This window comes from Brevundimonas sp. R86498, assembly GCF_044598075.1.
Taxonomy (GTDB): domain Bacteria; phylum Pseudomonadota; class Alphaproteobacteria; order Caulobacterales; family Caulobacteraceae; genus Brevundimonas.
Map to the genome: position 1 here is coordinate 2686565 of NZ_CP139004.1, position 25821 is coordinate 2712385.

Below are 25821 nucleotides of genomic sequence, written 5' to 3' on the forward strand. Positions count from 1 at the left end.
AACTCCACCTTAACCATGGCCGCCGTCTCATGGATCATGGATTCGTGAGGAGAGTTGCCATGGGCGGCCGAAGCGGTGCCGTTCGCCTGACCCCCGAGGTCTTCCGCGAGATCGTTCCCGCCGCGCGCCCCCGATTGCCCGGCGCTGACGCAGTCCTGCCCTATCTGCGCCGCATGGACGAGGCGCGCAGCTATTCGAACTTCGGCCCCCTCCTGACCGCCTTCGAGGCACGACTTGCGGAACGGTTTGAGACCGGCACCCGGATCGTGACCTGCGTCAACGCGACCCAGGTGCTGACCCTGACCCTGCAGGCGCTCGACCTGCCGGCCGACAGTTTCGTGATCGTCCCCTCCTATACCTTTGTGGCCACGGCCCATGCGGTAATCGCGGCCGGTCTGAAGCCGTGGTTTGTCGATGTGGATATCGATGACTGGATGCTGCAGCCGGACACGGTCCGGGCCGGGCTTGCCGCTGCGCCCGGGCCGGTGTCGGCGGTCATTCCCGTGGCCGCCTTCGGTGCCATGCCCGACCTTGATGGCTGGAAGGCGCTGCGCCGGGACACCGGCCTGGCCGTCATCCTCGACGGGGCGGCGGCCTTCGATCAGGCGAGACAGTCGGACATTCCTGTGGTGGTCAGCCTGCACGCCACCAAGGTTCTCGGCATTGGTGAGGGCGGCTTTCTGGCTACCGGGGATGAGGATCTGGCCGCGCGTGTGCGCCAGCTGACCACCTTCGGCTTTCGCGGCTCACGCGCGGCACAGATCGTCGCCACCAATGCCAAGCTGAGCGAGTATGCGGGGGCCGTGGGCCTGGCGGCGCTGGACAACTGGGACTCCGACCGGCTGCAGTATCTGCGCACGTCCAGACTGATGCGCGCGGCGATGACCTATCTGCCCGAGGTTCGGTTCCAGGCCGGCTGGGGCGTGGACTGGGTCACCAGTGTCTGCTCGGTCCGCCTGCCCGACGGCACGACCGACCACGTTGAACAGACCCTAGCCGCCGCCGACATCGGGACCCGCCGCTGGTGGGATCAGGGCTGCCACACCAATACGGCCTTCGCCGGCTACCCGTGCGACGCCCTGCCCGCGACGGAACGGCTCGGTCAGTCGGTCATCGGCCTGCCATTTGCGATAGACATGGATGAGCGCCAGATCTCGCGCATTTCCGGTGCGCTTGTGACGGCACTGGCCGGACTGTGAGCCTGGATGGACGGACGATCCTGATCACCGGTGCCGCCGGTGCCATCGGCCAGGCCTGCGTCAGACGACTGTCAGAGCGCGGGGCCCGGATCATGATGACGGACCGGGTGGAAACGGCCCCGGCGGACGGGGTCGATCTGGACTGGATCAAGGCCGATGTCACCGACCGGGACGCCATCCAGTCCATCGTGCAGGCCACGATCGAGCGGTTCGGCCGTCTGGATGCTGTGGTGCTCGCGGCCGGCGTTGAAGGTCCCGTGGGACCGGTCGAAGACCTCACCGAGGCCGATCTGGATCAGGTTCTGGCCGTCAACCTGAAGGGCAGCCTGTTTGCGCTGCAGGCGGCGCTGCCCGTCATGAAGCGCCAGGGCTCGGGGAGCATCGTAGCACTGTCGTCGATCTCCGGCGTGATCGGCAGTGCGTCCCTCGCGGCCTATACGATCAGCAAACACGCCGTCATCGGGCTTGTGCGCGCCGCGGCCCTCGAAGTTGCGGCGTCCGGCGTCAGGGTCAACGCCGTCTGCCCCGGGCCGATCGACTCCCGCATGATGCAACGGCTGGATCGGGCGCTGTCGGAACGCTATCCGGACCGTGTCGTCGGCACCGGCGGCGGGGCCGCGGGCCTGCCGATCCAGCGCTATGTTACGGCCGACGAGGTGGCTCGTATGATCGCCTTCCTGTGCAGCGACGAGGCCGCCTCCTGTACCGGTGGGACCTATATGGTCGACGGCGGCTTTACCGCGAAGTGATGACCGCCCTGTCCCGCCCGATCGGCGGCTTTTTCGAGCGTCACACGGCGGGTCCCGGGGCTGTCGGCCCAGGTGTGCTGGACGCCTGGACCGGGGGCCGGCCCCATGCCGCCTTCGTCAATGCCCGCTCGGCCTTCGGCGCCTTGGTGGCACAGCTTGAGCCTGCAACGATCTGGCTGCCGGCCTGGCTGTGTCGCGACATGGTCCAGCCAGCCTGGTCGGACCGCGTCCGCTTCTATCCGGTCGGTCCCGGATTTGAGCCCGACCTCAGCGCGGTTAAGGCCGAGGCACAGGCGGGCGATGTGTTGCTGGTGCTCGCCGCCTTCGGCCTGCCGATCGATGACGCGACGCGGGCCCTCAGTACCGCCCGCCCTGAGCTTCACATGATCGAGGACCGGGCCCAGGCGCTTGATGCGGGCCCGGGATCGGGCGCGGGCTGGACCCTGTACAGTCCGCGAAAACTGTTGGGCGTAGCCGATGGCGGCCTGCTGGTGGCGCGCGACAAGGACTGCGTCCTGCCTCTTCCGGGCACCGCAGCGCGCGCAGATTTGCTATGGCGGGCCCCGGACCTGCGGGCTGCCGACCCCGCCGGGCGGGAAAACGCCCTCTGGCATGCTGCCAACCAGTCGAAGGAGACCGCGATGGATGTCAGTGGTGCCGCCATGACAGCGGACAGTCTGGCTCTGCTGTCGGGGACGCCGCTGTCGAGCCTGACCGCCCCCCGTCTTCGCAACTGGATGACGCTGGATGAACGTCTGGACCAATGGTCGGCCCTGCCGTCAAAGCCCGCAGCACCGCCTTTGGGCTATGTGCTGGATCTTGAGCCCGAGGTTCGGGATTGCCTGCGGGCCCGACTGACGTCTGCCCGGGTGTTTGCGGCGGTTCACTGGCCGGATCTGGCTTCTCCGGCGGGCCTGTTCCCGCGCGAGCATGCGTGGACGCGACGGCTGCTGACCCTGCCGTGCGATCATCGCTATACGGAAGTGGAGATGGCAGGCATCGCCGATCTGGTGGACGAGGTGCTGGGATGAGCCATCCCTACGCCAGTCTGGCCTATGCCCAATCGCTCGACCATGTGGGCCCCGCGCTGGCCGTGCCCGAATGGGGCGGTCACGTCCTGACGCGCGCGGTTGCAGGCAGCACCTCGCTTGATGCGATCGGGCCTTATCCCCTGGCGGTCCTGCCCGCGGACGCCGATCTGACGGGCGGACTGGAATGCCTGAAGGCGACGGGACTGCTGTCCGTAGTCGTTGTTCTCGATCCCCTGCTTCACCCGCCGATGGAGGCCGTCACCGCTGCCTTCGATCTGGCCCGGCCGTTCAAGACCCATCACATCCATGACCGCCGCCTCGGTCCGCCGGCCTATGCCAAACATCACCGCTATGAGGTCCGTCGGGCCCATATGCGCGTCGAAGCCCGCGAGATCGCCCTTGCGGAGCAGCTGCCCGACTGGATCGGCCTGTACGACCAGTTGATCGCCCGCCATCACCTGACCGGCGTGCACGCCTTTCCGGAAAGCCATCACAGGGCGCTGGCAGAGCTGCCCGGTGTGCGGGCGTTCGGTGCCTTCATCGACGGCCGTCTGGTGTCGGCCCATCTGTTCGTGACCCACGCCGGACAGGCGACCAGTCATCTGGCCGCGTCCTCCAGCGAAGGCTATGCCGCCGGGGCCGCCTATGCCGTCAACGATCTGGCACTGGAACGGCTGGACGACTGCGAACTGATCAACTTCGGGGGCGGCGCGGGCGCGGGCGACGACCCGACCGACGGCCTGTCCCGGTTCAAGGCGGGCTTTGCCAATACCCGCCGCACCGTCTGGCTGTGCGGGTCCGTCCTCGACCCCGAGGCGTACCGCAAGCTGAGCGCCGGGCGGGAGGACAACGGGTTCTTTCCGGCCTACCGTGGGCCGAGTCACCAGGAGCGATCCGATGCAGATCAGGGGTAGGACCGTCACGCTGCGGGCGGTCGAGGAGCGCGATCTGGAGACCCTGCATCGGTGGGGCAATGATCCGGAGCTCTGGGCCATGCTGGGCGGTTGGCGTTTCGCTTCCTCGATGGCGCAGACCCGGGCCTGGTTCGAGGGGCTGGCTCGCGATCCGCTGAACCAGCGCTTCGCCATCGATGTGCCGAATGCGGGACTGGTGGGAACCGCCAATCTGATCGACATCGACTGGAAGAACCGCAACGCCTTCCACGGCATGATGATCGGCGATCCGGCCATGCGCGGTCGGGGCATCGGCGTGGACGTGATCATGGCCACGATGCGCTACGCCTTCGACGAGCTGGGCCTGAGGCGCCTGGACGGGTCGATGGTGGCCTATAACGACGCCTCCACGGCAGTCTACTGCGGCAAGTGCGGCTGGCAGGAGGAAGGCCGGCAACGCGACTGGTACTGGCGGGGCGGCCGCTGGTGGGACCGGATCATGGTTGGCGTCACCGAGCCCGACTACCGCGCCTTGATCGCCCGCAACGACTACTGGGCCTCATGAGCGGTGGCTGGACACAGCTGGGCGTGGTCTTTGCCGTGGCGGGTGACCGCGACTGGTCGCGCAGCCATGCCCAGGCCCCGTCAGCGATCGTTCTGGGCGATCGGATCCGCGTCTATTACGGGACCCGCAACAGCGAGAACCGCAGCCGCACCGGCTTCTTCGAGGTCGATCGTGCCGATCCGACGCGGCTGCTGCACGATCACGACCGGCCGGTGATCGACCTCGGCAAACCCGGCTGCCACGACGAGGACGGGGTCATCGCCAGCCAGATCATCGTTCTCGGCGACGAGATGCGGATGTACTACGGCGGCGTCAGCCGGGGCGGCCACGTGCCCTACCGGATGTCCGTGGGCCTGGCGACCAGCCACGACGGCGGCCTGACCTTCGAGCGGGTGTTCGAGGGACCGGTGGTCGATCGCACGCCGCTGGAGCCGTATATGACCATGGCTCCCAACATCCTGATCGAGGCGGGCCGCTGGACCATGTGGTATGGCTCGGGCACCGGCTGGGTCGAGGTCGACGGCAAGTTCGAACCGACCTACCAGATCAAGCTGGCCCATTCCGATGACGGCCTGCACTGGCACCAGACCAATCACGCCTGCATTCCCCGGCTGCATCCGCTGGAGGCCAATACCCGGCCCTCGGTCCTGCGAACGGCCGAGGGCTACGAGATGTGGTTCTGCTATCGCAGCAGCCGCGACTATCGCGACGGGGCCGGATCCTACCGCATAGGCCACGCCACCTCGACCGACGGCCGCGACTGGGTGCGGCAGCCCGATCCCGAGGGGCTCCAGCCGACCGGCTCGGGCTGGAACAGCGTCACCATGGCCTATCCCAGCGTGGTCGAGGCGGACGGCCGTCGGATCATATTCCACAATGGTGACGGCTTTGGCCAGACCGGCGTCGGCTGCGCGATTCAGGAGATCCGGTCATGACCATCCTCGTCTTTCCGTCGGCCCTTGGCGCGGCCGTCACCTTTGCAGCCGAGGCGAGACAGTGGGGCCGTTCGACCGTCGGGGCCTCCTCGCTGGAGGAGGACCCGAACGCCGATTGTTTCGATTTCTGGGAACACCTGCCGTTCATCGGAGAGGCCGACTTCCTTGACGCCCTCGCGGCACTGGTCGAGCGGCATGGCATCACCACCCTGTTCACGCCGCATGCGCCGACCTTCCATCTGCTGGAGCAGACGCTGCCGGGCCGGCTCCCGGAGCTAACATTGTGGGGCTCTGGGCCCTTCGAGCGCCAGATGGACCGGGTGCGCGCGGCGCTGGCGGACGGTGAAGCCGCAGTGGCGGCGGCCTCGGTCTGGGGACAGGCCCCCTGCCCCCTGCCCGTATCAGTTCTGGGCGGCCTGCTCAGCACCGCCGAGACGATCCACGGCGAATGCGCGCGCGAGAAGATGCTCGCGATCTGCGGCGTTGTTCCCGGTGCGCCGAAGGGCGATGTGGTCGAGATCGGAGCCCTTTTCGGCAAGAGCAGTTATGTCCTGAACCGCGTGGCCGCCTGGTGCGGGATCGGCGCGACCCTGTGCGTGGATCCGTGGGACCTCGGCCTGTCGGTCCAGACCGACGCCCCCGAGCATATCCAGCGGGCGTCCGGCGGCTGGGACTGGGAGGTGGTCTATCAGGGGTTCCTCGTGGCCATGGCCGGCTGCGCGACCCGGCCGTTCAACTATCTGCGTCTGACCTCGGCCGAGGCCGCGGCCCTGTACGTCCGCGAGCGCGAGGTGCGGTCGGCCGAGTTCGGTACCACGCAGACGACCGGCTCCATCGCCGTGCTGCATCTGGATGGCAACCATGACGAGGCCGCCGTGGCCCAGGACTTCGCCCTCTGGGGCCCGTATGTCCTGCCGGGCGGCTGGATCATCTTCGACGATTACCACTGGCCGCACGGCGATGGTCCCAGACGCGTCGCCGACCGGGCGCTGGCGGACTACGGGGCCCGCGCCTGCCGCCACTTCGTCGCCGGCGGGGCCATGTTCATCCAACTGGCCTGAGGCCCGGTCTCACGCCGCCTTCCGGGCCGTGCAGAGGTAGTAGAACTGATAGACCTGAGCCACGGTCACCTCGGTCAGACTGGCCGGGAAGGTCTCCACCGGGCAGTGGTGGATGACGTTGTGGCTGGACAGGACGCGGTGGAAATAGGCCCGCTCGATCGGGCCCGCCGACGGATATATCTGCTCGTCCAGGAACAGCAGGACCCCGCCCGGTTTCGCGACGCGGGCCATCTCCGCGATGGCCTTCGCCGGATCGGTCAGGCCGTTGACCGCGCCATAGCTGAGGACCACGTCGAACCGGTCCGACTGGAACGGCAGGTCGACCGCATCGCCGAGCACCAGATCGACACCGACGCCGTAGCCTGCCATCGCGGCATTGCCCTGTTTCAGCATCGTCTCGGACAGGTCGATGGCCGTGTAGTCGGCGTCGAGTGACATCCAGCCGTGGCGGTACAGGGAGTTACAGGAGCCGGTGGACACATCCAGCACCTGAAGCCGTCGCCCGGCCGTTCGCAGCGGCTCCAGAACGCGGGCGTGGACATCGGCAAAACTCTCCTCCGCACGCCAGGGCTTGCCGGACTGGACCCACTTCAGCGGTGCCGCGAGCAGCATCAGCCAGCCGAGATAGCGGTTGCGCACCAGAAACAGGACGAGCGCCACGAGCAGGCCGAGTGGGATCAGGGCGGCACCCTGTTCGCCCGGGGTCATCAGGAACGTCACGCCGGCGACGGCCAGACCGACCAGCACCAGCCAGGTCACGCCCCACGCCAGCCAGTAGGGCCAGGCCAGCGACCAGGGCCGCACCGGCATGACGATGACAGGCATCATCACCTGATAGAACTGGCCGAACAGACCGTCATAGAAGGTGTCGCGCAGCTTGCGGTCATGTGCCCCCAGCCGTTCGTCCAGAAACAGCTTCGGCATGCCGCTCACGCAGGGATAGCCCCGCCCGCAGCCGGCGCAGGTCCAGCGCGTGGAGGTGATGTCGAAATCGGCTCCGCTGCACTGGGGGCAGCGGTATTTTCCGTCGCGGATGGCCGTGCTCATGGGAAGACCTTCAGCCGCGCGGATCAAAATAGGCATAGGTGGCGACCCAGCGCCCGGCGTCGCTATCCCAGTCGAACTTGTCGCCCAGATCGGACTGGGTGACCCAGTGGGGATGGTCGTAGCGCCACAGGCAGATGTCGCCGATGTCCTGGACCGTCTCGGTCTCGACCCGGTCGTCACCGATCTGAAACACCGTGCCGCCGTTGCGGTAGTCCCGGCCCCGCTTCGACAGGGAGACGATGAAGCCCAGTTGCTGGGGCTCAAGATTGTGCCAGTGCCGGGCGAAGAAGCCGCCGCCCGCCGGGTAGTGGATGAGCTGGGGGTGAACGTAGGGACCGGACTCGGGCACTGCGAAAGTCGTCGCCGTGCCCGTCAGCTCGCGATAGAGCCCCCGCAAGGGATCGAACAAGGACCGCAGTCTCTCACGCAGAACTTCCGGCGCTTGGTCCAGATCATTGAAATTGTAGTCATGGAAGACATGCGGGGCCTGCTGAAGGCGGGAGATCATGCAGCGGCGTCGATGATAGTTTCCGGCGAAGTCGTCTACATCGGCCAGAGGCGTTGTGCGGCCCCAGTCGGCAACGGCGGTCCGGACCGCCGTGGCGTCGGCATCCGCAAACACTCCCTTGAGCATCACGATCCTGCCGGCCTCCATGACCTCCGCGCGCAGGTCTTCCATGGCCATTTCCGGCGCAATGACGCCGTCGACCAGCCGGGCCGGGACCTGGAGCACCCGATCCTCGCTCATCGGCCTGACTCCAGCCAGCGCGCGTACATCTGTCGGAAAATGTCTTCCAGATTGCGGGTGAAACCCACCTCGTCGCGATAGTGGGAAGACTCGAAGCCGGCGCGGGTCTTGCGCCTCAGGGCCTCCAGCGCCTCCAGGTCGGCGGTCAGATCCAGGGCACGCTGCACATAGTCGTCCCAGCCGTCGGCGATCAGCTCCGGCAGACCACAGGGCAGGACCACGGGCACACCGATGCGGGAGAAGAAGTCGTCGCCCCACTGGGTCAGGACAGGGACCCCGCTGGCGAGGGCGTCGCACGAGGTCGTGCCGCCCGGACAGGGCGAGGGATCGAGCGCCAGATCGATGTCGGCGAACTCGCGCCAGTAGTCGGCACCGGTCGTGTGACCCCGGAACTCCAGTTGGTCCGGATCGACGCCATAGGCCGCGAACCGGGCCCGGGTCACCCGTTGCAGCACCGGATCGGCATAGTAGCCATATTTGAGCACCAGCCGGTCGGCCGGGCGGGCGCACAGGATGCGCGCCCAGGCCTGGACGGTCGGCTCGCTGATCTTGGCTGGATTGTTGAAGGATCCGAAGGTGACGTGGCCGTTCGTCAGGGCCGGGGTCGGACTGGCCGGCTGGCGGTCCGGCGACAGACGGCAGGGCGTGACGATCGGACCGATCGGCCAGACCTGTTCGGTGAAATACTGCGCCGTCCCTTCCACCGCCATACTGTCGGCGTGCAGGACATAGTCCATGGTCTCAAGACCCGTGGTCTGGACGAAGTTGATCCAGGCGACCTGCACCGGAGCGGGGCGATGGCCGAAGACCGGCAGACGGCTGCCGGCGGTATGGCCCCAGACGTCGATCAGGATGTCGATCTTGTCGGCGCGGATGCGTTTGACCACCTCGGCATCGGACACGCCGCCGATCGCCCGCACCTTGCAGTGGTCGGGCAGACCCTGCTCGCCCGCCGGGTCGGCGCAGTACAGGAACACCTCGACCGCAGCCGGATCGTGCGCCTCCAACACCGGCATCAGGAACTGGGAGACCTGGTTGCGGGTGAAGCTGGGGCCGACATAGCCGATGCGCAGCCGCCGGGTCGTCGTCCGCTCGCCGGCGAACATGACCGTCTTTGGCGTATGCGGCGCTGCATGAAGGCTGGCCCATTTGCGGGCTTCCTCCGAGACCCGCTTCAGGCGGTCCGGCGCATGGAACAACGGGTAGATCAGGAAGGCGTGGATGGACGGCGCGGGGAAGATTTCGGCAGCGGCCGTGAACACAGCAATGGCCTCCTCCATCCGGCCCTGATGCTGCAGGGACAGGCCGTAGGTGATCATGACGGAGGGGTCAGGATTATCGAGGTCCAGCGCGCGGCCGAGAGCGAGGGCCGCCGGCCCCATCAGTTTCGCTTCGTACAGCTGCATGCCCAGCGTCGCGCAATAGGCCGGATCGGTGCGGAACCGTTCCATGTCGCCGCCCACGCTTCGGATGACCGCCACCGCCTGCAGGTTCCGGGCGTCCGCGAGGATCTGGCCTGCCAGTCCGGCATGTCCACCGGCGACCAGCGCGCTGTACAGCCAGTAGCGGCTCTCATGGTCCGCCGGCTGGGCCTGGGTGACGGCATAGAGAAGTTCGATCGCCTCGGCGGCGTCACCGCGCGCGAGGGCGGCACGGCCCGCCTCAAGCGTGGGTGTGGGGTTGGGCGTGGATGTCAACGCCTTCAGGGCCTCGGCGGCGGACATGACAGGGCGCTCCATGAGATTCGCCCAGTCTGGGGAGCGTCACTGAACGAGCCGTTAACCAACACCAGTCGCCACGCCGGGCGAGAGCCATTTTGGCTTCCCTCCTCTACCGCGTTCCATCAGGCCCCGTCGTCTTGCGCCCGGCACTGATCCTCCATCCGGTCCACATGGTCTTCCGGGCGATCCGGCATGGCGGCCTCCGGGACCCCGGGCACCAGTCTCTGCGTCTCCACCGTCGCGCTCTCGGTCAGGGTGCGATGGACCGGGCAGCGGTCGGCCATCTCCAGCATACGGGCCTGTTGCGTCGCATCCAGCGCGCCCTCAAAGCCGATCCGGCGGGTGAAACGATCCGGGGCCGACGCTGTCTTTGCGACATGGCCGACCTCCACGACGATTTGCTCGAGGGGCCAGCCCTTGCGGTCGGCATACAGCCGACAGGTCATGGCGGTGCAGGCCCCGAGGCCCGCGCTGAGCAGGTCATAGGGCGTCGGGCCGGAGCCCAGGCCGCCGACACTGACCGGCTCGTCGGCGAAGAAGCTGCCCGACTCCGTAGTGACGCGGACCTGAAACCCCCCGGCCCGCGTTTCCTCGACCCGAAGGCCCCCGGCGGGAGCCGGGGCTTCTCCCGTCCCCACCGGCATCACGGCGACATAGCGACTGGCCCAGGCCGCGATTACGGCGGCCGCATAGTCCGAATCGGCCCTGTCGGTCAGCAGGTGATTCGCATGATCGAGGGACACGAAACTCTTCGGATGGCGGGCGGCCTGAAAGATCGCGGCCGCATTGTCGATCGAGACGATGTCATCCACCGGCGAATGCAGGACCAGCAGGGCGCGACCCAGTCCGGCGATCCGGTCCCCCTGATTGTGTGAGCGGAGATCGTCGACGAACTCCGCGCCGAGTTCGAACTGCCGCCCGGCGATAAAGACCGGGATCCGGCGTCCCGGTTCCGCGCCGTCCAGCGCCGGTCCGACGTGGGCGAGTACGTGTTCCGCATCAAACGGCGTGCCGATCACGGCGACGGCAACAACCGTTTCGAGCATGCCGGCTGCTGCCAGAACCGCCGCGCCGCCGAAACTGTGGCCGATGAGCAATCCCGGCGGCATCCCTGCGGTCGCCATGGCCCGGACAGCGCACGCGACGTCCTCCACATCGCCCGACAGACCTGAGCCGAAGTCGCCCTCGCTTTCCCCCAGGCCGGTAAAGTCGAAGCGAAGGACTCCGATCCCCAGCGCCGTGAGGGCCCGGCTGATCCGGGTGGCCGCCAGTGAGGTCTTGTCGCAGGTGAAACAGTGGGCGAACACAGCCCAGACCTGCGGGGTCCCCTGCCCTGTCTCCAGCGTTCCCGACAGGGTTCGGCCAGCCGCGTTGTGAAAATCGAAGTTCCGGGTGGCCATTTCAGCGCGTCTCCTGATCAAGGATGTGAGGTCGTGCCGGCGCGCGCATGCGACGGAAGAAGCCGGGATCCGCCATCGCGTCAGGCCCGGGGCCAGAGGATGGAAGACATCCCGTGCGACACCGGATGGTTCAGCCAGTGCATTCGGGAGAGACGGGTTCCGGTTACATGGTCGCCACCGCAGGCCAGCCTCCGGCCATCTTCGCGCAAGAGCGTGTCGTCAGAGCTGATCCATTCCGGTCTCGTGAAAGGCGGCCTGACGCTTCAGCCAGTCGGTAAAGGCTCTGGCGCTCGGCGACAGCGACCGGTCCTTGGGGTGGACCAGATGGTAGGCGAAGGCGACGATCGCGCCGCCGTCATGGAACGGGGCGACCAGCCGTCCAGCGGCGAGGTCCGCCTGGGCCAGGGTCCGGAGCGCCAGGGCGACGCCGCGACCGGCCACGGCCGCCTCGACCAGCATGGAGGACTGGTTGAAGCGGGAGCCCCGCCGGGCCTCTGCATGGCGCACCCCGCGGGCCATCAGCCACATCGGCCAGTCGGGACGGCCGGGATCCTGATCGCCCGACATGTCGTGCAGCAGGTTGTGATGCACGAGATCGCCGGGGGTCAGGATCGGATGGGGTCCCTGCATCAGCGCGGGGGCGCAGACCGGGAGCACGCTCTCGATCAGCAGACGCTGGGACACATGGCCGGGGTACTCGCCCGGGCCATAGCGGATCGCAAGGTCGATCTGGCCCTGATCGAAGGAGGCGGGGGCCATGTCGGCCGAGACCCAGACCTCGATGTCGGGGTGCAGGCTGTGAAAATCGTCGAGCCGGGGCATCAGCCATTTGGATGCAAACGAGGGTGCGACGCTGATCGAGACCTGCCGGCGCCGCGGGGGTTCACGCAGCAGTGTCGAGGCATCCCTGAGCCGATCCAGCCCCTCGGCCACGAGCGGCAGGGCGGACCGGCCGAGATCGGTCAGTTGCAGCCCGCGAGGCTCCCTCAGGAACAAAGGCGCACGCACGATGTCCTCCAGCTGACGGATCTGCTGGCTGACCGCCCCGGGCGTGACGGCCAGCTCCTCGGCCGCCCGCGAGAAGCTGAGATGTCGCGCGGCGCTTTCAAAGACCCGCAGGGCGTTCAGGGGCAGGAGGGTTCGGGCCATGGCGGATAGAAAAACTAAAGCGCGAGCAAAGACAATCTCGTTTGTTGGTGAAGGGCTACGGGCCGTAGGCAGGACGCGGAAGCCCGGCCGTCAGAGTGCCGGAAGTTGGTCCGATGCGTGTCTTTCTCGCCTCCATTCCCCTGCCGGGAACCCCGGTCATCATCATCGGCGACGGCGAGGCCGCGTGCGCCAAGGCGCGCCTGTTCGAGGGGTCCGGGGCGGCGTTGAAATGGTTTGCCGGCCCCGACATCCCGGCCGGTGACCCCCGCATCGCCCGCTGGCCGTCTGCAGAAGATCTGGCCGGAGCCCGGCTGGTCTTCATCGGTCTCGCCGACCGGGACCGGGCCGCCGAGTTCGCCCGACTGGGGCGGGCGGCCGGGGCCCAGGTCAATGTCGTCGATCAACCCGGGTTGAGCAATTTCCACACCCCGGCCCTGATCGACCGGGACGGCGTGGTGATCGGCATCGCCACCGGCGGTGTCGCCCCTGTCCTGGCGCGTGAGGTCAGGTCCCGGGTCGAGGCCGCCCTGCCCCAGGGTCTGGACCGGCTGGCCCGGCTGGCTGCCGAGATCCGCGATACGGTGATCGCCACCCTGCCCGACTTCATGACCCGTCGTCGGTTCTGGGAGACGGCCTTCCGTGGCGCGGCCGCGGATCTGGCGGTGGAGGGCCGGACGGCCGAGGCCCGCCGGGAAATGCTGCGTCTGCTGAACCGGCCCGAGACCGGGCAGGCGGCGGTGCATCTGGTGGGGGCGGGGCCGGGCGATCCCGAACTTCTGACGCTGAAAGCCCTGCGGGCGCTGCAGGACGCCGACGTGATCATTCACGACCGTCTCGCCCCCACGGCCGTGCTGGATCGGGCGCGGCGCGATGCCCGGCGGATCTATGTCGGCAAGCGGCGCGGAGAGCATTCGGTCCCGCAGGAGGAGATCGCCGCCCTGATGATCGCCGAGGCCAGGGCCGGCCATCGCGTGGTGCGGCTGAAGGGCGGCGATCCCTTCATCTTCGGCCGGGGCGGCGAGGAGCTGGAAGCGGTCCGGGCCGCGGGCATCGCGGTGATCGTCGTGCCGGGCATCACGGCCGCCCTGGGCTGCGCCGCGACCGCCGGCATCCCCCTGACCCACCGGGACGAATCCCTCGCCCTGACCCTTGTGACTGCCGAGACCCGGCCCGGCGCGCCGGGCCCGGACTGGAGCACCCTGGCGTCCCCCAACCATACGCTGGCGGTCTATATGGGGGTGGCAGGGGCCGCCTCCGTCCAGTCCGGTCTGATCGAGGCCGGCCGCGCGCCCGACACGCCAGTTGCCGTCATCGAGAACGGATCGCGGCCGGATCAACGCGTCCTGACCGGACGGCTGGATGGTCTCGCCCGGCTGGTCGCCCGCGAACAGGTCGTCAGCCCGGCCCTGCTGATCATCGGCGAGGTGGCGGCCCGGGCCACCTCGCACATCGTCAGCCGGGAGGTGGCGGCGTGAAGATCGTGACCGCCAACCGCCTGTCGGACGGCCGCGTCATCTATGCCACCGCCTCGGGCGATCCGGTCGAGACGTTCGCTGAAGCCGGGCAGTTCGAGGACGAGGCCGCCCACCTGGCCCTGTCCCGCGCGGCCGGCGACCCCGCCACCTTCGTCAACCCCTACCTCGTCGAGGTCACAGCCGGACGCCCCTCGGGCCGGGACCGCTTCAAGGAGCAGATCCGCGCGCAGGGCCCCACGGTGGGCCACAGTCTGGACTACGCCTGATGTACCGCTACGACGAGTTCGATACGGCGTTGGTCCGCGAGCGCATCGAGGAGTTCAGCGATCAGGTGGAGCGCCGGGTGTCGGGGGCGCTGACCGAGGACGAGTTCAAGCCCCTGCGGCTGATGAACGGCGTCTATCTGCAGCTGCATGCCTATATGCTGCGGGTCGCGGTCCCCTACGGCACGATGAACAGCCGCCAGATGCGCCGTCTGGCCCATATCGCGCGGGTCTATGACAGGGGCTACGGCCACTTCACCACACGAACCAACATCCAGTTCAACTGGCCCGCGCTCAGCGATATCCCGGCAATCCTGACCGAGCTGGCCGAGGTCGAGATGCACGCCATCCAGACATCCGGAAACTGCATCCGCAATGTGACGACCGACGTCTTCGCCGGCTGTGCCGACGACGAGATCGAGGATCCCCGCCCTTGGTGCGAGATCCTGCGCCAGTGGTCGACCATCCACCCCGAATTCTCCTTCCTGCCGCGCAAGTTCAAGATCGCAGTGATCGCGTCGAACAAGGATCGGGCCGCGATTCGGACCCACGACGTCGGCCTGCAGTTGATCCGGGACGCGGACGGCGACACCGCCTTCCGTGTCTTCGTCGGCGGCGGACAGGGGCGACTGCCCCACATCGCCAGCGAGATCGCCCCGGCGGTCAAGGGCCGCGAGCTGCTGGCCTATCTGACCGCCATCCTGCGGGCGTGGAACCTGCTGGGACGGCGCGACAACATCCACAAGGCGCGGATCAAGATTCTGGTCGCCTCACTGGGGATCGAGGCGTTCCGGGAGGAGGTCGAGCACCATTTCGCCACCCTGCGGCACGAGGCGCTGCGGGTGCCGGAGGCCGAGGTCGCCCGCATCCGCGCCTATTTCGCGCCCCCGCCCTTCGCTGACCTGCCGCGGACCAGCGGGGCCTTTGACCGCGCCGTGCTGGCCGATCCCGACTTCGCGCGCTTTGCCCGCAACAATGTCCGCAGGCACCGTCAGGACGGCTATGCCAGCGTGGTGGTGTCGCTGAAGCCCGTCGGCGGGGTCCCGGGCGACATCACGGCCGACCAGATGGACCGGGTCGCCGATCTCGCAGAGCGCTTCTCGTTCGATGAGGTCCGGGCCGCCTATGAGCAGAATCTGGTCCTGCCCCACGTCCGGCTGGACGACACGCCGACCCTCTGGCGCACGCTGGTGGCGGCCGGGCTGGCGACCCCCAACGCGGACCTGGTCACCGACATCATCGCCTGCCCGGGCCTCGACTACTGCAGCCTGGCCAACGCCCGGTCGATTCCGGTCGCCCAGGCGCTCTCCGAGCGTCTGGCCGATCTGGACTATCAGGAACGGCTGGGCCCGATCCGGGTCAATATGAGCGGCTGCATCAACGCCTGCGGCCACCATCATGTCGGGCACATCGGGGTGCTGGGCGTCGACCGGAAGGGCGAGGAGTACTACCAGATCACGGTCGGAGGCTCACCCGATGAGACGGCGGCGCTGGGCGAGATCGTCGGGCGCAGCCTCGCGGCCGACGAGGTTGCGCCGGCGGTCGGACGGGCGCTGGACCGCTACCTCGAGGTACGGCGCGACGGCGAAACCTTCCTGCAGACCGTCCGCCGGCTGGGGGCCGATCCTTTCCGTCACGCCATGTATGGAGGCCTGGATGCAGTGGCTTGATCGCATCCCCGAGGGCATCCGCCTCCCGGTCACGACGCCTCTGGCCGAGGTCGAGGCGGCGGTCGCGGAGGCCACCGTTCTAGTTCTGGAGTTCGATGCCTTCCGCGACGGGCGCGGGTTTTCGCTGGCCGCCGTCCTGCGCGAGCGCGGCTGGCAGGGCCGGCTGATTGCCGCGGGACGGCTCATTCCCGACCAGGCCCGCCATCTGCGGCGCTCCGGGTTCGACGCGGTCGTTCTGGCCGAGGGAGCCGACCGGGAGGCGTGGACGCGGATGGATCAGGCCTTCAGCGCGGCCTATCAGCCGGCGGTGGATCCGCTGGTGCCGATCTGGCGTCGCCGCGCGGCTGCCGCCTCGCCCGAGACCGTGGTCGACCGGCTGAACCGGCAACTCCGGGATGGCGATGCCGAGACCATCCTGCGCGCGGCCCTGAACCCCGATCTGGGCCGCCGCCCGGCGGTCCTGTCGTCATTCGGGGCCGAGGCGGCGGTGCTGCTGGCCGCCGTCGCGCGGATCGATCCCTCGACGCCGGTGATCTTTCTGGAAACCGGCATGCATTTCCTCCAGACCCTGGACTATCGGAAGACCCTCACCGACCGGCTGGGCCTGACGGATGTGCGGCTGGTGACCCCGGATGCGGCCGACCGCTCACTGCTCGATCCCCGCGATGACCTGTGGCAGGCCGATCCGGACGCCTGCTGCGAGCTGCGCAAGGTGCGACCGCTGGAGCGGGCCTTGGCGGGCATCGACCTGCTGATCACCGGGCGGAAGCAGTACCAGACGCCCGAGCGCGAGCGCTTGCAGCCTTTCGAGGTCTTCGAGGGGCGCATCCGGGTCAATCCGCTTCACGACTGGACTCCGGGCCGGCTGCAGGCCGCCATGGACGCGGGGGACCTGCCCCGGCATCCCCTCAGCACCGAGGGCTATCCCTCCATCGGGTGCTGGCCCTGCACCCGGGCCGTCGCCGCGAACGAGGAGTCCCGCAGCGGCCGCTGGGCGGGTGCCGCCAAGACCGAATGCGGTATACATCTGGGTCGCCGGGCCCAGGCTGTCGGCTGACCGCCCGGTCTTCCTCCTCCAGTTCCCGAGACATCGCCTTGACGATCCGACGCTCCGTTATCGACCTGATCGGTAACACCCCCCTGCTGCGGCTGAATTGCCTGTCGGACGCGACGGGGTGCGAGATCCTGGGCAAGGCCGAGTTCCTCAACCCCGGCCAGTCGATCAAGGACCGCGCCGCCCTGTCCATCGTCCAGAGGGCGCGGGCGTCGGGCGAACTTCGCCCTGGTGGAACCATCGTGGAGGGCACCGCCGGCAACACCGGGATCGGCCTCAGCCTCGTCGGGGCGGCGCTGGGGCATCCGGCCGTGATAGTGATGCCCCGCACCCAGTCGGAAGAGAAGAAGCTGGCGGTACGCGCCCTTGGGGCCCGGCTGGTCGAGGTGGACGCCGCCCCCTTCTCCAGCCCCGGACACTTCGTGCATCATTCCGCCCGGCTGGCCCGCGCACTCGATGCCGAACTGCCGAACGGGGCCTTCTGGTCGAACCAGTTCGACAATCTGTCGAACCGGCTGGCCCACTATGAGGGCACCGGACCGGAGATCTGGGAGCAGACCGGCGGCCGGATCGATGGCTTCGTCAGTGCGGTGGGATCCGGCGGCACCCTGACCGGGGTCGGGACGTTCCTGAAAGAGCGCAATCCCAACATCCGGGTCGCCCTGGCCGACCCCGCCGGGGCCTCGCTCTACAGCTGGTTCACCTCCGGCGAGATGAAGTCCGAGGGCTCCTCCATCACCGAGGGCATCGGGGTGGCGCGGATCACGGGGAACCTCGAGGGCTTCACCCCGGACCACGCCTTCCGGGTGGAGGACGCCGACTTCCTGCCCATCCTGTTCGATCTGGTGCGCGAGGAAGGTCTGTCGCTGGGCGGATCGGCCGGAGTGAACCTCGTGGGGGCGGTCCGGCTGGCCCGCGAACTGGGTCCCGGCAAGACCATCGTGACCCTGCTGTGCGACCCGGGTGTCCGCTATGCTTCGCGCCTGTTCAATGTGGAGTTTCTCAAGGCCCGGGGCCTGCCGACGCCGGACTGGCTGTCAGCCTGACGCCTCAAACGGCCGGCGCAGAGGCAAGTGCGACTGTCCGGAACCCGACGTGGGATGTACCCAGCGTCAGGTCCTGGGCCTGCCGCGCGCCCGGGCGGTAGCGCATGCAGTAGTTGGGCGCGCACAGATAGCTGCCGCCCTTGATCACACCAACGGCAACACCCGGCTGACGCGGGTCGGTCCCGGCCTCGCCGGGCGTGAACGCCCGCGGGCGTTCGGCCCGGTAGGGGTCGCTGGTCCACTCCCAGACATTCCCGATCATGTCGTGGAGACCGAGGCCATTGGCCGCGAAACAGCCGACGGGTGCCGCCCCCCGGTAGCCGTCCTGGCCCTCGTCCAGAACCGGAAACACGCCCTGCCAGGTGTTGGCGTCTTCGGGCTGGCGATCCGGGTTCCGCCCGTCCGGGTCCGCCGACCGGGCCGCCCATTCCCATTCGATCTCGGTCGGGAGGCGTCGTCCGGCCCAGCGCGCATAGGCCTCGGCATCGGCGAGCGCGATATGCACCACCGGCAGGAAGTCCCGACCCTTGAGATCGCTGCCCGGGCCCTCGGGGTGTCTCCACGACGCCCCCGGTACGAAGACCCACCAGGTCGAGGCATTCCCGGGTTCGAACCGGGCGTCATCGAAGCGGAAGACGGCCGAGCCCGGCTGGACCGCGCCGGCGGGCAGCCCGGGATAGAGGGTCGGGTCGACCGGGCGTTCGGCGACGGTGACATAGCCGGTCTCCGCCACGAAGCGCGCGAACTGGGCGTTGGTCACCTCGGTCGCATCGATCCGGAAGGCCTGGGCTGTCTCCGATCGCGGCGGCCCCTCATCGGCATAGACGTCGTCCCCCATCAGGAACCGGCCGGCGGGGACATCGACCAGCGTGCCGGGGCCATCTGCAGTCGGCGTGGCCGGACAGACCGCCGGCGTGACGGCGGGTGAGGCCGAACAGCCTGCGAGGACCGCAATCGCCACAATGCCGACGAGGCAGCCCCGGACACCCGCACGGATCACAGGCGGACCGCCCCGGACACGATCTCCGCGTACCGGTCCTCGCAGACCGGGACATAGGCGCCGGCGCGGGGGTCGTCGAACATCAGGGGATCCGTCACGGTCCGGGGATCGAAGCCTTCACGGATGGCGTCGACCTTTTTCTGCTTGAAGGTGGCGGTGCTGTCCATGGCCGGCGTCAGGCGCAGGAACAGGGGACGGGCATAGGCCGGCAGGGCGTCATGCACCTCGCGGCGCACCGCCACCGGATCGAAGCCGGCTGGATCGACGACGAGGCTGGCCATGCCGGCCCGTCCGTTGCAGCCCGGGATCTCCACGCCATAGACATTGGCCTCCAGAACCCCGGGCGCACAGGCGAGGACGCCGGCGACCTCGGTGGTCGAGACATTCTCGCCCTTCCAGCGGAAGGTATCGCCGATCCGGTCGACGAAGTAGAAATAGCCCAGTCGGTCGCGGCGCATCAGATCGCCCGAGCGGAACCAGGCGTCACCGGGGGTGAAGACGTCGCGCAGGACCTTGGTCTCGGTCGCCCCGGCATCGGAATAACCCTCGAACCGCATCTGGGCCTTTGCCGGATCGATCCGGGCGATGGCCTCGCCCACCTCGTCATCGGCGCAGGGGATACAGCGCCCATCCGCATCCCGAACCGGCCGTTCCCCGACCGGATCGAACCGGATCAGTTCCACGTTCACCGATGCCTTCATATACGGCGGCGCGCGGCCGATGGCGTGGGGTCCGCCGTCAAAGTTGAACAGGGTCAGATTGCTCTCGGTCGCGCCGTAGAACTCCAGAATACGCTGAACGCCAAAGCGCGCCTGGAACCGGTCCCAGACATCGGGCCGGAGGCCGTTCCCAACGGCCAGCCGCAGCCGGTGGCGGCGCTCGTCCGGGTGCGCCGGGGCATTGACCAGATAGCGGCACAGTTCGCCGATGTACTGGAACAGGGTGGCGTCGAAGCGGACGCAGTCGCTCCAGAAGGCGGTGACCGAAAACTGCCGGCGCAGGGCGATCGCCCCGCCCACAGTCAGGGCGATACCGGGCGCACAGACGCCGCCGACGGTGTGATACAGCGGCAGGGGGGCATAGATCACATCCCGGGCCGTCGCCCCCGTTGCCGCCGCAAACGAATGCATGGTCAGCAGCATCCGCAGATGGGTGATCCGCGCGGCCTTGGGCAGGCCGGTCGTGCCGCTGGTGAAGATCAGCAGGGCGAGGTCCTCGGCCCGGGTTCCGGACCGGATCGCGCGGTCTGGTCGAACGGATGACGCGCGCGCGACGATGGGGTCCAGAGCGGTAAATCGGTGCCCCTGCCCTGCCCCGCCCGAGACCCAGGTCGCGACCGGGGCATTCAGGTATTGCCCCGCCGAGCACCACGCCTCCACAAGCGGCGCATCCACGATGACGTGGCCGGCCCCTGCCGTGTCGACGCAATGGGCCAGACCCGCGCCGACCAGCTGGCTGTTGATCAGGGCCGTGGCCACACCGATCTTGGCCAGACCGAACCAGACCGCCAGATAGTCGGGGCGGTTCTCCATGAACAGGGCGACCGTCGCTCCGGGCTTGATCCCCTGCGACAGTGCCCAGCTCGCATAGCGATTGGCGCGCTCCTCAAGGTCAGCATAGGTCCAGCGCTCGTCCTCGAACAGGATCGCGGTCCGGGCCCCGTGCCGGTCGACGGAGGCTTCCAGATCATCGGCGACGTTGACGTTCGATCCTGGCTTGAGGCGGGACACCCGGGCCAGGGTGCGCAGACCGCCGGTCAGAAATCGGATCTCACGATCCAGGGCCTTCAGCATGCCTGTCACGCCTCGGGCTTGACCGGGGTGATGAGAGTTCTGGCCGCCCTTGGCGAAGGTCTCGCGCCCGTTACGGGTCGCCGCCATGACGGCCTCAAGGTCAAAGGGGACCTTGATGCCCTTGTCAGCAGCCGGCCGGGCCGCGATAGCGGCCATCCAGCGCTGAAGATGGGTGTGGGACGTGATGTCGACACCCGACCATTTGTGGGTCCGGACCCAGCACCAGTTGGCGATATCGGCGATGGAATAGTCTCCGGCCAGCCATTCGTGATCGGCAAGCCGGCGATCCAGCACGCCGAACAGCCGGCCACCTTCGGTCTGGTAGCGGTCGATGACGACCTGGATCTTCTCCGGGAAATAGCGGTGGAAGACATTGGCCTGGCCCATCATCGGGCCGATCCCGCCCATCTGGAACATCAGCCACTGGATGACGAGGCTGCGACCCTTCGCATCCGCCGGCATCAGCCGGCCGGTCTTTTCGGCCAAGTACATCAGGATGGCCCCGGACTCGAAGACGGCGAAGTCCCCGGCCTCACGATCCACAATGGCCGGGATCCGGCCGTTCGGATTGATGGCCAGATAGTTCGGTGCGCGCTGGGCCCCGGTCAGCAGGTCGATGGCGTGGACCTCATAGGGCAGGCCCAGTTCCTCCAGCGCAACGGACACCTTCCAGCCATTGGGCGTCGGGGCTGTATAGAGATCAATCATGGCAAGGGATCCAGTGCGGCAGGCAGGTCGCGGGCACAGCGAAAGCCGATGTGGGCGGTCGAGGATTCAGGCGTCAGCCCGATCCGGGCGGCGGGGCGGTAGCGGGCGCAGTACTCGCCGGCGCAGAGCCAGGATCCGCCCTTGAGTGTCTGGCGGGTCTCGCCGGAGGCGGCGACCGAGCAGCCGCACCGGCCCTGTTGGTCGAACCGGTCCGCGGTCCATTCCCAGACATTGCCGATCATGTCGAACAGGCCATAGCCATTGGCCGGATAGGTGCCGACAGCCGAAGGCCCCGGGGCCGGAGCTTCGGACCACCACGGGAAGGCTCCCCGCCAGACATTGGCCATGACCCCGCCTTCCGGCGCGAAGGTATGGCCCCAGGCATAGGTCGCCCCGTCCAGCCCGCCGCGGGCCGCGACCTCCCATTCGATCTCGGTCGGCAGCCGCTTGCCCGCCCAGCCCGCATAGGCCTGCGCGTCCTCAAGCGAGACATGGACCACGGGATGATCCTCACGGTCCTCGACGGTCGAGACGGGACCCTCAGGATGATTCCAGGCGGCACCCTCCACGAACCGCCACCACTGGTCCGGGCGCGCCAGATCGACCGGTCCCGACGTCATGGCGAACACGGCCGAGCCCGCCGGCTGCAGACGCTCGGCCGTCGTGACCCAGCCCGTCGCGGCGACGAAGGCGGCGAAGTCGGCATTGGTGACCGGGCCGACGTCGATAGCGAAGCTCGCCACCTCGACCCGGCACGCCGGCCGCTCCTCGGGGTAGTGGTCGTTCGATCCGAGACGGAAGCTGCCCCCGGGGATGATCGCCATGGCCGCGGTGGCCGCCGCCCGGATCATACCGTCATCCCCATGCGATCGAGGAAGCGTTTGGTCTCGACCGGGTTCGTCGGCTTGTTATCGACCTCGATCAGCACCCGCGAGATCGTGCCGCCGAACGGATTTGGGCCGGAATAGCGGGCCGAGACCTGGTTGCCGAGGTCGGCCCCGATCGTGAAGCCGTCATAGCCGGTCGCGAACAGGGCCTGTTCCCAGGTGCGCTCGCCAACCTTGCGGCCATTGACGAACAGGGCCCCACGACCGTCGAACGGGCGGCCGGTCATGGTCTGCACGAAACGGACGGTGTTGGCACCACGACGCAGCGGCGCGTTGGCCAAGATCCGCTCGCCCCAGGGGACGAGGCTGTACTCATAGGCCAGCCGGCCATCCTCGACATACAGGACATAGCCCGCGTGTTTCGACCCCGACGCGACCAGCACGCCGTTCTGGCCGGGAGCCCAGGTGAGGTCGACCGTGATCTGGTGATCCAGACCGCAGACCAGCGGCGCAACGTCATAGGCGATCCGCTCGACCGGAGGGTGGAACTCCCAGCGGGGCCGGATGCCCTTCAGCTGTCGATCCTGCACCAGCTTCAGCATCAGGTTGCGGTCATCCAGCGGGAAGACCCCGTACTTCTCGGCGTCCGCCTGCCAGGCCGCCTTCAGCCGCTGCACGATCTCCGGATGGGCAGCGGCGACATCGCGGGTCTCGTTGACGTCGGTGCTCAGGTCATACAGTTCCCAGATGTCCTCATCCTGATCGGTGCCCCGGATGTGCCGGCTGGCCAGCCGCCAGCGCCCGTCCTCATAGGCGCGGTTGCCACCCAGTTCGTAGTACTGGCCGGTCCGGGTGGCCGCCCTGGCCGAAAGGATATTGGCGAGGAAGCTGGCCCCCTCGAGAGGTTTCTGCGGCAGACCCATATAGGTCTCTGGCCGGGCGATCCCGGCGGCTTCCAGCAGGGTCGGCATCACGTCCACGACGTGAACGAATTTGTCCCTCACCTGCCCGCCCTCGCGGATGCGCCGGGGCCAGGACACGATCAGGGGATCCGCCACCCCGCCGAGATGGGCATACTGCTTGTAGAGCCGGAACGGGGTGTTCGACACACAGGCCCAGGCCATCGGGTAATGGGGGAAGGTCGCGTCCTCGCCCATGACGTCATACAGCTCGGCCGCCTTGTCGATCGGCACCGGCCGTCCGAAGGCGGGGGCGAAGACATTGGGGGAGCCTTCGGGAGTCCCCTCGCCCGAACCGCCATTGTCGGACATGACGAGGACGATCGTGTTCTCTTCCAGACCCAGGTCGCGCAGGGTCTGCATCAGCCGCCCCACATTAGCATCCATGTTCGAGATCATGGCGGCATAGACCTCCATGTAGCGGGCGAAGACCCGCTTCTCGACGGCGCTGAGTTCAGCCCAGGGCCGGGTCCCGAAGGACAGGGGCGGCAGGCTGGTGGTCGGCGGCAGCAGGCCCAGGGCCTTCTGCCGCTCCAGCCGCGAGGCCCGCACGGCATCCCAGCCGATGTCGTAACGGCCCTTGTAGGCGTCGCGCTCGCGGCCCCGGACCTGCAGCGGAGAATGGGCACCCGGGAAGGCCAATTGCAGGTGGAAGGGCTTGTCCGGCGAGACGGCCTTCTGGGTCCGGATATAGCGGATCGCCCGGTCGGTCAGGTCGTCGCAGATATAGTAGTCCTCGGCCTCGGGCGGCTCGATGGGCGCGACCCCGTCATACAGCTCGGCGGGTTTGAAATAGTCGGTGGAATGGCCCTGGAACCAGTAGGCCCCCTCGAACCCGCGCGAGGTCGGCCAGTTGTGGAACGGGCCGGACGGGCCGTTGCTGGCCGAGTTGTTCACATGCCATTTGCCCGACAGGAAGGTCGACCAGCCGGCGTCGCGCAGGATCTCCGGCAGGGTGGCTGCCTCCCGCGTCAGGTCGCCGCGATAGCCGGGGTAACCGCTATCGATGTCCGCCAGCCATCCCATGCCGGCCGAGTGACTGTTGAGGCCGGTCAGCAGGGCAGCCCTCGTCGGCGAGCACATGGCGCAGGTGCGGAAGTTGGAATAGCGGACCCCCGCCTGGGCCAGGGCATCGAAGTTCGGCGTTCGGATCTCGCTGCCGTAGCAGCCGAGGTCGGCGAAGCCGACGTCGTCCAGCACGATGGTGACGATGTTGGGCGCACCCTCCGGCGCGGTCGGCAGCCGCGCATAGGAGGGTCTGGAGTCCCGGAAGGATTCACGAACCCGGGCAGCTTGTCCCTCGGGCACGGCCGCCGGCGTGACATAGGGGGCCATGGCGGCGCGAACCGCGCCGACGGTGAAGGCCGCTCCGGTCGCAGCGACCGTGCCGCCTGCGGCACCGATCAGGAGCGAACGCCGATCGATGCGGCGTGTTGGCTGCTTGGGGGTCTGTTCGCTCATGCCGCCACTCCTTTGGAAACGCCTGCGACGAGAAACGCCAGGCAGCCGGTGCCGGCCAGCAGGGGCCCAAGCCGCGCCTGATCGCCGCTGCTGAGGTCCGCATGAGCCTTCCGGAGTGCTCGCAGACAGCGCGCCTGATACCGGTTTGTGGCCTGCTCCAGATCGACGCCTTCGACATGCCAGCGGAACATGGGCTGCCCGGCCTCGACAGCGGCGGCGTTGGCCACAAGCATCGGAAAGTAGTGGGTCGCACATTCGACGAGCAGGGCACGCAGCACGGGTGTGTCCAGACCCGGATCCCATTGCCCCTCGGGCTCACCCGACAGATCCTCGGTCGTCTGGACCCAGCGGAAAAGCCACGGATAATGTGCCCGCATCAGCGTCTGGGGTGTGGGATCAGTCGCCAGCTGGCTCAGTTGTCCGTAGAGGGCGAAGTCAGCGGCCGAGGGACGACTGCCGAACAGACAGCCCCGCTCGACCACCTGTCCCTCCAGCGCGACCATGACCCGCCCGGCGGACGCCTCGATGACCGGCTGTGCCGCCGGCCCTGCGCCCACCAGAGCCAGCCGACCGACCTGACGGTCCCGCCACACCCTGGCCTGCTCCTCGATCACGGCCTCGCCCTGACCACGGAAGGCGTCAAAGACCAGCCAGCGGCTCATCTGGTCCTGATCGACCGGGCGCGCCCAGCGGTAGGCGTACATGGCCTTGGCCAGCCATTCGTCAGCGAAGTCCTCGATCAGGAATGACAGAAAGGCGAGCGCCGGATCGTTCGGGACCAGGCTGCGTCCACCGGGATGCCGGGCCTCCAGCAGGGCGATCAGCGTCGTGGAGTCGTTGAATGCGTCCCCTTCCGGCGTGACGAGAACCGGGATGACCTTCGCCTTCATGGATTGGGCGGCGACGAACCCGGCCATGCCCCCTTCCCAGTCGAACGGGATCCGGCGGTATCGCAGGGCGGCGCGCATCTTCATGGAATAGGGAGAGCCGATCGCCCCCTTCAGCTGGTAGCGGCCGGACCCGGCCTGATCGCTCTGCATACGCTCCCCCGCCGAACTGTGCCGTCC

The 25821-nt window shown here is 68.2% G+C and carries 22 protein-coding genes; 12 read left to right on the forward strand and 10 right to left on the reverse strand.

The genetic code is table 11. The features are described 5' to 3' along the window. Positions 1 to 59: 59 nt before the first annotated feature. The 7 genes from SJY26_RS13230 to SJY26_RS13260 are packed head-to-tail and all read left to right on the forward strand — an operon-like array spanning position 60 to position 6433. Complete coding sequence (locus SJY26_RS13230; RefSeq protein WP_396593474.1) at positions 60 to 1199, forward strand: DegT/DnrJ/EryC1/StrS family aminotransferase; 1140 nt, start codon at positions 60 to 62, stop codon at positions 1197 to 1199. After that, positions 1196 to 1948, forward strand: a complete 753-nt coding sequence (locus SJY26_RS13235; protein WP_396593475.1) for an SDR family NAD(P)-dependent oxidoreductase — start codon at positions 1196 to 1198, stop codon at positions 1946 to 1948. Before SJY26_RS13230 ends, SJY26_RS13235 begins: the two co-directional genes overlap by 4 nt. Then, positions 1948 to 2979 (forward strand): hypothetical protein, encoded by a 1032-nt coding sequence (locus SJY26_RS13240; protein ID WP_396593476.1) that lies wholly within the window; start codon positions 1948 to 1950, stop codon positions 2977 to 2979. Before SJY26_RS13235 ends, SJY26_RS13240 begins: the two co-directional genes overlap by 1 nt. After that, positions 2976 to 3893, forward strand: coding sequence for a GNAT family N-acetyltransferase (locus SJY26_RS13245; protein ID WP_396593477.1), 918 nt, complete (start codon positions 2976 to 2978; stop codon positions 3891 to 3893). The genes SJY26_RS13240 and SJY26_RS13245 overlap by 4 nt, the downstream gene beginning before the upstream one ends. Beyond that, a complete protein-coding gene (locus SJY26_RS13250) occupies positions 3877 to 4437 on the forward strand; it encodes a GNAT family N-acetyltransferase (RefSeq protein WP_396593478.1) in 561 nt (186 codons plus the stop codon). Before SJY26_RS13245 ends, SJY26_RS13250 begins: the two co-directional genes overlap by 17 nt. After that, the gene (locus tag SJY26_RS13255) at positions 4434 to 5372 is read left to right on the forward strand and encodes a hypothetical protein (protein ID WP_396593479.1); all 939 of its coding nucleotides are present in this window, start codon (positions 4434 to 4436) and stop codon (positions 5370 to 5372) included. Before SJY26_RS13250 ends, SJY26_RS13255 begins: the two co-directional genes overlap by 4 nt. Continuing rightward, positions 5369 to 6433 (forward strand): class I SAM-dependent methyltransferase, encoded by a 1065-nt coding sequence (locus SJY26_RS13260; RefSeq protein WP_396593480.1) that lies wholly within the window; start codon positions 5369 to 5371, stop codon positions 6431 to 6433. Before SJY26_RS13255 ends, SJY26_RS13260 begins: the two co-directional genes overlap by 4 nt. A 9-nt stretch (positions 6434 to 6442) precedes the next feature. On the opposite strand, the gene SJY26_RS13265 is transcribed toward SJY26_RS13260, so the two are convergent. From SJY26_RS13265 to gcvA, 5 genes are all read right to left on the reverse strand, one after another. Beyond that, positions 6443 to 7480, reverse strand: a complete 1038-nt coding sequence (locus SJY26_RS13265; protein ID WP_396593481.1) for a class I SAM-dependent methyltransferase — start codon at positions 7478 to 7480, stop codon at positions 6443 to 6445. Positions 7481 to 7490: 10 nt separating this feature from the next. Further along, complete coding sequence (locus SJY26_RS13270) at positions 7491 to 8228, reverse strand: hypothetical protein (protein WP_396593482.1); 738 nt, start codon at positions 8226 to 8228, stop codon at positions 7491 to 7493. Next, positions 8225 to 9967, reverse strand: coding sequence for a hypothetical protein (locus SJY26_RS13275; RefSeq protein WP_396593483.1), 1743 nt, complete (start codon positions 9965 to 9967; stop codon positions 8225 to 8227). Before SJY26_RS13275 ends, SJY26_RS13270 begins: the two co-directional genes overlap by 4 nt. A 104-nt stretch (positions 9968 to 10071) precedes the next feature. Then, positions 10072 to 11349, reverse strand: a complete 1278-nt coding sequence (locus SJY26_RS13280) for an alpha/beta fold hydrolase (RefSeq protein ID WP_396593484.1) — start codon at positions 11347 to 11349, stop codon at positions 10072 to 10074. A gap of 219 nt (positions 11350 to 11568) precedes the next feature. Then, positions 11569 to 12498, reverse strand: coding sequence for a transcriptional regulator GcvA (gene gcvA / locus SJY26_RS13285; protein WP_396593485.1), 930 nt, complete (start codon positions 12496 to 12498; stop codon positions 11569 to 11571). A gap of 113 nt (positions 12499 to 12611) precedes the next feature. Here gcvA and cysG point away from each other — a divergent pair, with 113 nt between their 5' ends. Genes cysG through SJY26_RS13310 form a run of 5 tightly spaced genes read left to right on the forward strand, consistent with a single transcriptional unit; the run spans position 12612 to position 18006 of the window. Next, the gene (cysG, locus tag SJY26_RS13290) at positions 12612 to 13973 is read left to right on the forward strand and encodes a siroheme synthase CysG (RefSeq protein ID WP_396593486.1); all 1362 of its coding nucleotides are present in this window, start codon (positions 12612 to 12614) and stop codon (positions 13971 to 13973) included. Continuing rightward, a complete protein-coding gene (locus tag SJY26_RS13295) occupies positions 13970 to 14239 on the forward strand; it encodes a DUF2849 domain-containing protein (protein ID WP_396593487.1) in 270 nt (89 codons plus the stop codon). Before cysG ends, SJY26_RS13295 begins: the two co-directional genes overlap by 4 nt. Beyond that, the gene (locus SJY26_RS13300; protein ID WP_396593488.1) at positions 14239 to 15906 is read left to right on the forward strand and encodes a nitrite/sulfite reductase; all 1668 of its coding nucleotides are present in this window, start codon (positions 14239 to 14241) and stop codon (positions 15904 to 15906) included. The genes SJY26_RS13295 and SJY26_RS13300 overlap by 1 nt, the downstream gene beginning before the upstream one ends. Further along, entirely contained in the window at positions 15893 to 16963 is a 1071-nt protein-coding gene (locus SJY26_RS13305; RefSeq protein ID WP_396593489.1) for a phosphoadenylyl-sulfate reductase, read from the forward strand. The genes SJY26_RS13300 and SJY26_RS13305 overlap by 14 nt, the downstream gene beginning before the upstream one ends. Before the next feature lie 38 nt (positions 16964 to 17001). Then, positions 17002 to 18006, forward strand: a complete 1005-nt coding sequence (locus SJY26_RS13310; RefSeq protein ID WP_396593490.1) for a cysteine synthase A — start codon at positions 17002 to 17004, stop codon at positions 18004 to 18006. Positions 18007 to 18010: 4 nt separating this feature from the next. Here the strand turns inward: SJY26_RS13310 and SJY26_RS13315 are convergent, their stop codons facing one another. Genes SJY26_RS13315 through SJY26_RS13335 form a run of 5 tightly spaced genes read right to left on the reverse strand, consistent with a single transcriptional unit; the run spans position 18011 to position 25794 of the window. After that, entirely contained in the window at positions 18011 to 19006 is a 996-nt protein-coding gene (locus SJY26_RS13315; RefSeq protein WP_396593491.1) for a formylglycine-generating enzyme family protein, read from the reverse strand. Further along, entirely contained in the window at positions 19003 to 21507 is a 2505-nt protein-coding gene (locus SJY26_RS13320; RefSeq protein ID WP_396593492.1) for a long-chain-acyl-CoA synthetase, read from the reverse strand. Before SJY26_RS13320 ends, SJY26_RS13315 begins: the two co-directional genes overlap by 4 nt. Continuing rightward, positions 21504 to 22358 carry a formylglycine-generating enzyme family protein gene (locus SJY26_RS13325; RefSeq protein WP_396593493.1) on the reverse strand — a complete coding sequence of 285 codons (855 nt, stop codon included), beginning with the start codon at positions 22356 to 22358 and terminating at the stop codon, positions 21504 to 21506. The genes SJY26_RS13320 and SJY26_RS13325 overlap by 4 nt, the downstream gene beginning before the upstream one ends. Then, positions 22355 to 24754 (reverse strand): arylsulfatase, encoded by a 2400-nt coding sequence (locus SJY26_RS13330; protein ID WP_396593494.1) that lies wholly within the window; start codon positions 24752 to 24754, stop codon positions 22355 to 22357. The genes SJY26_RS13325 and SJY26_RS13330 overlap by 4 nt, the downstream gene beginning before the upstream one ends. Next, a complete protein-coding gene (locus SJY26_RS13335) occupies positions 24751 to 25794 on the reverse strand; it encodes a glutathione S-transferase N-terminal domain-containing protein (protein WP_396593495.1) in 1044 nt (347 codons plus the stop codon). The genes SJY26_RS13330 and SJY26_RS13335 overlap by 4 nt, the downstream gene beginning before the upstream one ends. Positions 25795 to 25821: the final 27 nt, after the last annotated feature.

Coding starts and splice junctions, on each gene's coding strand:
- SJY26_RS13230 (WP_396593474.1), top strand. CDS start 60: ATGGGCGGCCGAAGCGGTGCCGTTCGCCTGACCCCCGAGGTCTTCCGC.
- SJY26_RS13240 (WP_396593476.1), top strand. CDS start 1,948: ATGACCGCCCTGTCCCGCCCGATCGGCGGCTTTTTCGAGCGTCACACG.
- SJY26_RS13245 (WP_396593477.1), top strand. CDS start 2,976: ATGAGCCATCCCTACGCCAGTCTGGCCTATGCCCAATCGCTCGACCAT.
- SJY26_RS13250 (WP_396593478.1), top strand. CDS start 3,877: ATGCAGATCAGGGGTAGGACCGTCACGCTGCGGGCGGTCGAGGAGCGC.
- SJY26_RS13255 (WP_396593479.1), top strand. CDS start 4,434: ATGAGCGGTGGCTGGACACAGCTGGGCGTGGTCTTTGCCGTGGCGGGT.
- SJY26_RS13260 (WP_396593480.1), top strand. CDS start 5,369: ATGACCATCCTCGTCTTTCCGTCGGCCCTTGGCGCGGCCGTCACCTTT.
- SJY26_RS13265 (WP_396593481.1), bottom strand. CDS start 7,480: ATGAGCACGGCCATCCGCGACGGAAAATACCGCTGCCCCCAGTGCAGC.
- SJY26_RS13270 (WP_396593482.1), bottom strand. CDS start 8,228: ATGAGCGAGGATCGGGTGCTCCAGGTCCCGGCCCGGCTGGTCGACGGC.
- SJY26_RS13275 (WP_396593483.1), bottom strand. CDS start 9,967: ATGGAGCGCCCTGTCATGTCCGCCGCCGAGGCCCTGAAGGCGTTGACA.
- SJY26_RS13280 (WP_396593484.1), bottom strand. CDS start 11,349: ATGGCCACCCGGAACTTCGATTTTCACAACGCGGCTGGCCGAACCCTG.
- gcvA (WP_396593485.1), bottom strand. CDS start 12,498: ATGGCCCGAACCCTCCTGCCCCTGAACGCCCTGCGGGTCTTTGAAAGC.
- cysG (WP_396593486.1), top strand. CDS start 12,612: ATGCGTGTCTTTCTCGCCTCCATTCCCCTGCCGGGAACCCCGGTCATC.
- SJY26_RS13300 (WP_396593488.1), top strand. CDS start 14,239: ATGTACCGCTACGACGAGTTCGATACGGCGTTGGTCCGCGAGCGCATC.
- SJY26_RS13305 (WP_396593489.1), top strand. CDS start 15,893: ATGCAGTGGCTTGATCGCATCCCCGAGGGCATCCGCCTCCCGGTCACG.
- SJY26_RS13320 (WP_396593492.1), bottom strand. CDS start 21,507: ATGATTGATCTCTATACAGCCCCGACGCCCAATGGCTGGAAGGTGTCC.
- SJY26_RS13325 (WP_396593493.1), bottom strand. CDS start 22,358: ATGATCCGGGCGGCGGCCACCGCGGCCATGGCGATCATCCCCGGGGGC.
- SJY26_RS13330 (WP_396593494.1), bottom strand. CDS start 24,754: ATGAGCGAACAGACCCCCAAGCAGCCAACACGCCGCATCGATCGGCGT.
- SJY26_RS13335 (WP_396593495.1), bottom strand. CDS start 25,794: ATGCAGAGCGATCAGGCCGGGTCCGGCCGCTACCAGCTGAAGGGGGCG.